Origin of the sequence: Microcystis sp. M_OC_Ca_00000000_C217Col, assembly GCF_007095585.1 — a bacterium.
Lineage (GTDB): Bacteria > Cyanobacteriota > Cyanobacteriia > Cyanobacteriales > Microcystaceae > Microcystis > Microcystis panniformis.
The window spans coordinates 1-7,007 of record NZ_SFBV01000277.1; the positions used below are offsets into that span (position 1 = coordinate 1).

Genomic DNA, 7,007 nt, shown 5'->3' on the forward strand with positions numbered 1-7,007 from the left:
ATTTACCATAATCCAGATACTGGAAAAACAGAACCAATTCCCAGACATCGAGAAATTAATGAGCGATTGGCTAAAAAGATTATCAAAAGTCTTACAGGCGACAGATAAATTCACAGTGCCAATTAGGGTCTGCTGAAAAAGTTTTTCGTGGGGCAGGGTGTGGGGTGTGGGGTGTAGGGTTTTAGCCATTTTCAGGGGGTCAATTACCTAATTTTCAGGGAAAAAGTGCCTTAATTTTCCCCCGATTCCTCCAATGGCTGGCACTTTTTGATTTCAAAAAAGCCTAAAGATATTATCCAACAAGGTTTTTAGATTTATTCAGTAAACCCCAAAGCAAAGGAGCTATGGAAAAATGATTACTGTAGGATTTAAAAAAGGACGATCACTCTTACAGCAAGATTTCTAGTGCCAAAGTGAACCCCAGAACCATATCCTCCCCGCTTAAAATCGCGTTGGCAGGATAATGAGTCACCAAAAAGCTCTAAACTACAATTTTGGCAATAATCGGTCGTAGGATTGGATCATTCTTTCGTAAGTAAAGCGAGTGGCATTGATAAAACCTTTTTGCCTCAAATCTTCCAGGCGATCGGGAGCGAGAAGATTTTCTGCAATAATAGTAGCGGCGGCCTCGTGTTCGGTGGGATCGAAGTAAACGGCTGCATCATCAGCGATAACAGTCATGGGGAGACGATTGGAAGTAAAGACGGGACAACCACAGGATTGAGCTTCAATAACGGGAACACCGAATCCTTCCTGAAAAGAGGGAAAGATTAAAGCAGTTGCTAGGCAATAAAAGGCGCGGAGATCATCATCGGAGACGGTTCCTAATTCGATTACTTGTGCGGACAAGTTATTCTGATTAACAAATTCTCGCATATCCGGCAGCAAAGGTTTTCCCATCAGGATCAATCGGCAATTTTCCAGACCGGGGAAAGTGATTAACCTCTTGAATATTTTCAGCAATCCCAATCGATTTTTATACCATTGGTCGCCCCCGACATGAATTAGCCAGGGGCAATCACTATTAATATTAAATTTATCCACTAGATTTACCGCCGCTGCTCTTGTCATCGGACCGTATCCCTCACTCAAGCAATCCTCGATCACTTCCGTTTGTTCGGGGGTAATTTTGGTTAAACGGAGAACATCGGCACGAGTAGCTTCGGAAGAACAGACAACATATTTAGCCTGTTTGAATCCTCGCAAAATCATCGCCTGATACTGTTTTCCCGTCCAACTGGTGGGATTTTCAGGAATTTCTCCTAGGGCGGAACGAATGGCCAGCAGATCGTGACAGATGACAAAATACTTGCGATCTTTTAGATAGGGAGTTAAATAGGATAACGCCTGATCACAAATGCAGACGATATCGGCCCAATCAAGCTGCTGACGTAACTGCACTGGGAAAATAATTAACTTATCAATATACCCCAACCACTTGCCGAGTCCCTGGGGAGAAGATTTCAGTTGACCGAAAATAGGCTGTGCTTGCACTCGCCGAATTTCGTGTCCTTTTTGTCTGAGTCCTTTCTCCACTAAACCGACAAAACGATTAATACTGATCTGCCGATCATTGACGTAATTTCCTACTATTAAAACTTTCATGATTAGGCTCCAAAAAATCAATTTTTATGGCGGTAAAACTCGCAAACAGTCTCAAGTAAAATTCAGGGGTTAAAAACAATATTAGTCCCGCAAAATTTCCTCGTACCTTTGTCCCGCTCGCTCCCAGGTGTACTCCGATTCCACCATCGCCCGGCCATTATGGGACAGTTGTTCTCGCACAGAAGGATCATCAAACAACCTAGAGATCGCTGTGACGTACTCAGCAACACTATTAGCCCGCAGCGCCCTAGGGGGAATTCCCTCTGCTGCCACCGTTAAACCCTCTAAACCGCGATCGCTGGCGACAACCGGAATCCCAGCGGCCATGGATTCTAGGGTTTTGGTCTTGATTCCCAATCCCACCCGCAGGGGAACCACACAAACGGTTCCTCGGTGTAAATATTCCACTGTCGAGGGAACGGTCCCCGTCACCTTCACACCGGGATACTTGGCGAGTTCGAGAACTTCCGGTGCCGGGTTTGCCCCCACTAGGGTTAAGGTGGTAGCGGGATATCGCTGTTGAATGACTGGCAGGACTTCTAAAACAAAAAAACGGGCGGCATCGATATTATGGGTAGAACTCATGGCACCGACAAAGACCAAATTATGACCGCCGGGATCCCGAGGACGATAGGGAAACAGGTCTAAATCCACGCCATTAGGCACGATATCCACCCGTGCATCCGGGAGGATTTTTAACAATTGTTCGCGATCGTAATCGGTAGTAGCCACTAATTGCGAAAACTTGGCACAGTAACGTTTTTCGTACTGATAGAGTAAGGGCAGATAGAGAAAATCCCGCAGCGGATAGGCGGAGGCTCCTCTATCCAAATGATTGCGTGTCCAACCGTACACGGAACTGTGAATATCCACTACTGTTTTGACTCGCTGACGGTATTCCGGCCGGATAAAAATCTCGCTGATACTCTGAGCGCAGATAATTACATCACATTTTTGCTGCTCGACGTATTCATCTACTCGCTCTTGAATGAGCGGCGAACGATAACTAAGAACACTAGCAGGGGTCATCTGTACTATTCCCTCCAGAAAGCGCCCTGTTTTACCGATTAGTTTTGTCAGTCCCTTGCCTGGTTCGGGAATTTCCTGGGGCGGAAATAAGACAAGATGATTGGTAAAGGTTTTTAATTCTTCGATCTGAGTTTCTGTGACATTCTCCACCCGACGGGCAAACAGGGTGACATCATGGTTTTGATGAAGACATTTGATCAGGTTAAAAGTTCTCCCCTCCGTTGCCCCGCGACTAGGTGGATAGGGAAAGTTATTGCAAAAAAGGACTAATATTCTCATAATTCTGGTTCGGCAGCGGTTTTTGACAATAATTCTACCGTTTCCTTTAGTTGGCCATACACGGGAATCTCAACTGGGTATTTCTCGATCTCCCCAAGGGTGACTTTTCCTCGCCCTGTTAAGAGCAATACGGGCTGACAACCAGCTTCTAGGGCGCATTCTAAATCACTGGGCGCATCGCCGATAAACAACGAGCGGGCTAAATCGATTCCGTACTGGTGGGCGGCTGTCAGCAGCAGATAGGGGGAGGGTTTACGGCACAGACAACCTTCGTCGGGATGGTGCGGGCAGATGGCAAGATCGTGAAAATGCACGCCCAATTGTCGGTATTCCTCAATCATGCGCCCGTGAATCGCCGCTAGATCGTCCCAAGTGAAATAGCCCCTAGCAAGTCCCGATTGATTGGTAATGATGATCAGCAGATAGCCGGCATCCTGCCACTGTTTTAAGGCAGCCGCTGCCCCGGCGGGAATGCTCACCTGTTCTGGTTTGCTCAGGTAGGGGATATAGTCAATAACTACCCCATCTCGATCGAGAAATAAGGCTTTGTTCTTTTTTGCTCTATCTTCGCTTTCGCGGTCAGAATTGCCAGCAGGCGGCGGAGACGGGTATTTCTGGTGGCCGTCATTGACAGAAATTGCGGGGAAAAGATTCATTATGTTGGACTTTTTCGAGTCGGGGACTAGAATTCTCAGTTCTTCTGTGAGAGACGAGAGCTTGAACCGATGGACAGACAAAATTCGAGGGATTGTCGCGATTTGTGCTAGTTTTCTCGGCTAAATTGCTTCTCTTTACTATCTAGATGTCAGAGTGTAGCAATCAGGGCATATTATACGCCGTCAGGCCTTTGGACTTTTGATTATATCAGCAGTATTGTCAGGAATTGTTAACATTTTTGTCCAGCCAAACAAAAAGCCAAGACTGGCAAGGGTGGAACCCCCCGCTCAGAAATCCCCCGTCTCGGCCAGAATAGAGCAAAAGTTTATTTACAAATAAAACAAATTGTGCTAAGGTTGGGGCGTTTGTGGTATATTCCCAGAGTAACTGGCAAAAGATCACTCTTTTGACTCGATTCCCGTGATCAATTCTACCATGCTAGGGGTTTTGTCCCCAATTAATGGAGAGCGATTCTGGTCTTGGCTCTTCTGGTTTCTGTGTGGAAACTAGGTCTATACTGATAGAATATCCGCAAAATAGTCCTAAAAGTCTTTCCCAGTAAACATTTCACGATTCCATAAGCAAAAATTATCACACAAAATGTAATGACAGAATGATTGAGAGTTAAATTTATTCAACTAATAAAAATTGGAAAAATCAAACCTATGCAAATGGTGGAAAAATCAAACAAAAAATTAGATAGTTTCCAGAGTGATCCGTCTCTGTCAATTTTAATCAAGACTGAATTGGAAGAAGCTTATAACCTGAAGAAAAACCTACTAACTGAAACAAAATATCTAGAAAAAATCCAAGAGATTTGCCAAGTATGTATCCATGCTTATCGCAACAACCACAAAGTATTAGTCGCCGGTAATGGAGGCAGTGCCGCCGATGCTATCCATTTTGGCGGTGAGCTACACGGCCGATTTCTGAAAGAAAGACAGTCTTTACCAGTTCGCGTCCTCAATAGCGATATCGCCAGTTTAACAGCGATTGCTAACGATTATGGTTACGAATATATTTTTAGCCGCCAGATAGAAGCGGAAGGAAACCCTGGTGATGTGTTTATCGGTATTTCCACTTCGGGAAATTCCGCTAATATCCATCAAGCTCTCAAAGTTTGTCAAGTAAAAGGTCTCACTAGCATCGGTTTAACTGGGGCGAAGGGATTAGCTCTAGAGGAAAAAACCGATTATTGTTTGATGATTCCTAGCACCAGTACCCCGCGCATTCAAGAAGGTCATGGTTTTGTTCTTCATACTATTTGTTTAGCGATCGAAGAAGCGCTCTTTCCTAACTAAAATCTCCTAGCAAAAAATCAACCTAAACAGCATACCCATGATCATCAGAACCAAAGCTCCTTTAAGATTAGGTTTGGGTGGTGGCGGCACCGATGTCGAGCCTTACTGTAGTCTTTATGGGGGTTACGTTCTCAACGCTACTATCGATCTCTATGCCTACTGCACAGTCACGGAAATTACCGACAAACAGGTCATTTTTGTTGCCGCCGATCGAGGAGAACAACAAATAGAAACCCTTCAGTTTCCTCTCCCCTATAATGGTGTTCTCGATCTGCATAAAGCAGTCTATAATCGTTTGATTAAAGACTTTAATCAAGGGCAACCTTTGCCGCTGCAAATCACCACTTTTTCCGATGCGCCGGCTGGTTCGGGATTGGGTTCTTCTTCTACCCTAGCCGTGGCCATAGTTAAAGCCTTTGTGGAACTGTTAAAATTACCCCTAGGCGAGTACGATATCGCCCATTTAGCCTACGAGATCGAACGAATTGACCTAGGCTGGTTAGGGGGCAAGCAAGATCAGTACGCTGCCACTTTTGGCGGTTTTAATTTTATGGAATTTTATGAACAAGATCGAGTCATAGTTAATCCTTTGCGGATTAAAAATTGGGTGATCAATGAATTGGAAGTCTCTCTGATCCTCTACTATACAGGCATTTCTCGCTACTCATCTCAAGTAATTGAGGATCAAATTCAGAATGTCCAAGAAAAAAATGATCAAGCAATCGCTGCTACCCATCAACTCAAAAAAGAGGCAATTCTCTTTAAAGAAGCACTGCTTAAATCAGATTTTATGGGGATAGCAGAAATTCTGAGAACCTCTTGGGAAGCGAAAAAGAAATTATCCAAATTAATTAGTAATCCGCAGATTGATCGCATTTATCAGGTAGCTAGGGAAACCGGGGCCTATTCAGGCAAAATATCGGGGGCTGGTGGCGGTGGTTTTATTATCTTTATGGTCGATCCTACCAAGAAAATCGAAGTAATAAAATCTTTGAAATTAGAAGGAGGCCAAGTGATTAATTTTCATTTTACTAAATACGGAACCCAAGCATGGACATTATAACAAGCAAAGGCAGCGATGGGGGAGATTATCCCTATAATCCTAAAAATAGTTTTTAAAAGATTGGCAATAATTCAGATTTTTGAGGTGTATCTATGGATGTAATTATTCTGGCGGGTGGGTTAGGAACTAGGTTGCGATCGGTGATCAACAGTTTACCAAAACCTATGGCTCCCGTTGCCGACAGACCTTTTTTAGAATATCTATTAGATTACTTAATCTCTCAAAAAATTACCAACAAATTTTTAGTTTCTGTGGGCTATGAACATCAGAAAATTATCGATCATTTTGGCGATAATTACAAGGAATACGAACTGACTTATCTGATAGAAGATACACCCTTGGGAACTGGAGGAGCGATACAGTTGGCACTCAATAAAATTGAAACCGAACAAGCATTAATTGTTAACGGAGATACCTTGTTTAATGTCAATTTATCCGCCTTAATTAATTTACATAGTCAAAAAAAATCCCTGATGACTGTTGCTCTGAAGCCCCTAACTGACTTTGATCGTTATAACAATGTTCTGCTAGACGATGACCAAAAAATTATCGGGTTTGAATCCAAAAAATATCAACATCAAGGCTACATTAATGGCGGCATATATTGTATATGTAAAAACATCTTGTCCAGCTTTGATCTGCCATCAAAATTTTCTTTTGAGGACGACTTTCTCAAAGTTTATACCGAGAAAATTCCTATGTATGGCTTTATTTCTGACGAATATTTTATTGACATAGGCATCCCCGAAGATTACGAAAAAAGTCAGATTGAATTACCTGAACTTTTTAATTTGCGAAATCGGGTTTAACCTCAGGATTAAAATACGAACCATAAAACTTGGCGACTTTGATCAAATTATGGTCTTGATACCATCTGTGAGCGTTGTCAGCAACTTGCTGAAGTTGAGTCAAATCAAGACTAGACAGATTTTCATCAGCTACTAAATAATGTTTATTAGACCTCTTGCAAATTAATTATATGTTATAATGATGGGTTAACTAATTTTCCCCAAAAAATCAGTTAACCAGTACATTCGTTCTGAATGAAAACTTGAAGTTTAACTTTTAACTCA

At 42.9% G+C, this 7,007-nt stretch carries 6 protein-coding genes; 3 read left to right on the top strand and 3 right to left on the bottom strand.

What is annotated here, in order from left to right; genetic code table 11:
- Positions 1-486: 486 nt before the first annotated feature.
- The 3 genes from EWV66_RS17730 to EWV66_RS17740 form a co-directional block, all read right to left on the bottom strand.
- On the bottom strand, positions 487-1,605 hold the full coding sequence (locus EWV66_RS17730) for a glycosyltransferase family 4 protein (RefSeq protein ID WP_052275401.1): 1,119 nt from the start codon (positions 1,603-1,605) through the stop codon (positions 487-489).
- An 81-nt stretch (positions 1,606-1,686) separates the two neighbouring features.
- A complete protein-coding gene (locus EWV66_RS17735; protein WP_052275402.1) occupies positions 1,687-2,913 on the bottom strand; it encodes a glycosyltransferase family 4 protein in 1,227 nt (408 codons plus the stop codon).
- Positions 2,910-3,569, bottom strand: a complete 660-nt coding sequence (locus tag EWV66_RS17740; protein ID WP_072926675.1) for a D-glycero-alpha-D-manno-heptose-1,7-bisphosphate 7-phosphatase — start codon at positions 3,567-3,569, stop codon at positions 2,910-2,912. Before EWV66_RS17740 ends, EWV66_RS17735 begins: the two co-directional genes overlap by 4 nt.
- A gap of 666 nt (positions 3,570-4,235) precedes the next feature.
- Between EWV66_RS17740 and EWV66_RS17745 the strand changes: the two genes are divergently transcribed.
- The 3 genes from EWV66_RS17745 (at position 4,236) to EWV66_RS17755 (ending at position 6,743) form a co-directional block, all read left to right on the top strand.
- Positions 4,236-4,871, top strand: a complete 636-nt coding sequence (locus EWV66_RS17745; protein WP_002788412.1) for a D-sedoheptulose-7-phosphate isomerase — start codon at positions 4,236-4,238, stop codon at positions 4,869-4,871.
- Positions 4,872-4,908: 37 nt separating this feature from the next.
- Complete coding sequence (locus tag EWV66_RS17750; protein WP_072926677.1) at positions 4,909-5,934, top strand: GHMP family kinase ATP-binding protein; 1,026 nt, start codon at positions 4,909-4,911, stop codon at positions 5,932-5,934.
- A 92-nt stretch (positions 5,935-6,026) separates the two neighbouring features.
- Positions 6,027-6,743, top strand: coding sequence for a nucleotidyltransferase family protein (locus EWV66_RS17755; RefSeq protein ID WP_287107074.1), 717 nt, complete (start codon positions 6,027-6,029; stop codon positions 6,741-6,743).
- Positions 6,744-7,007 lie beyond the last annotated feature (264 nt).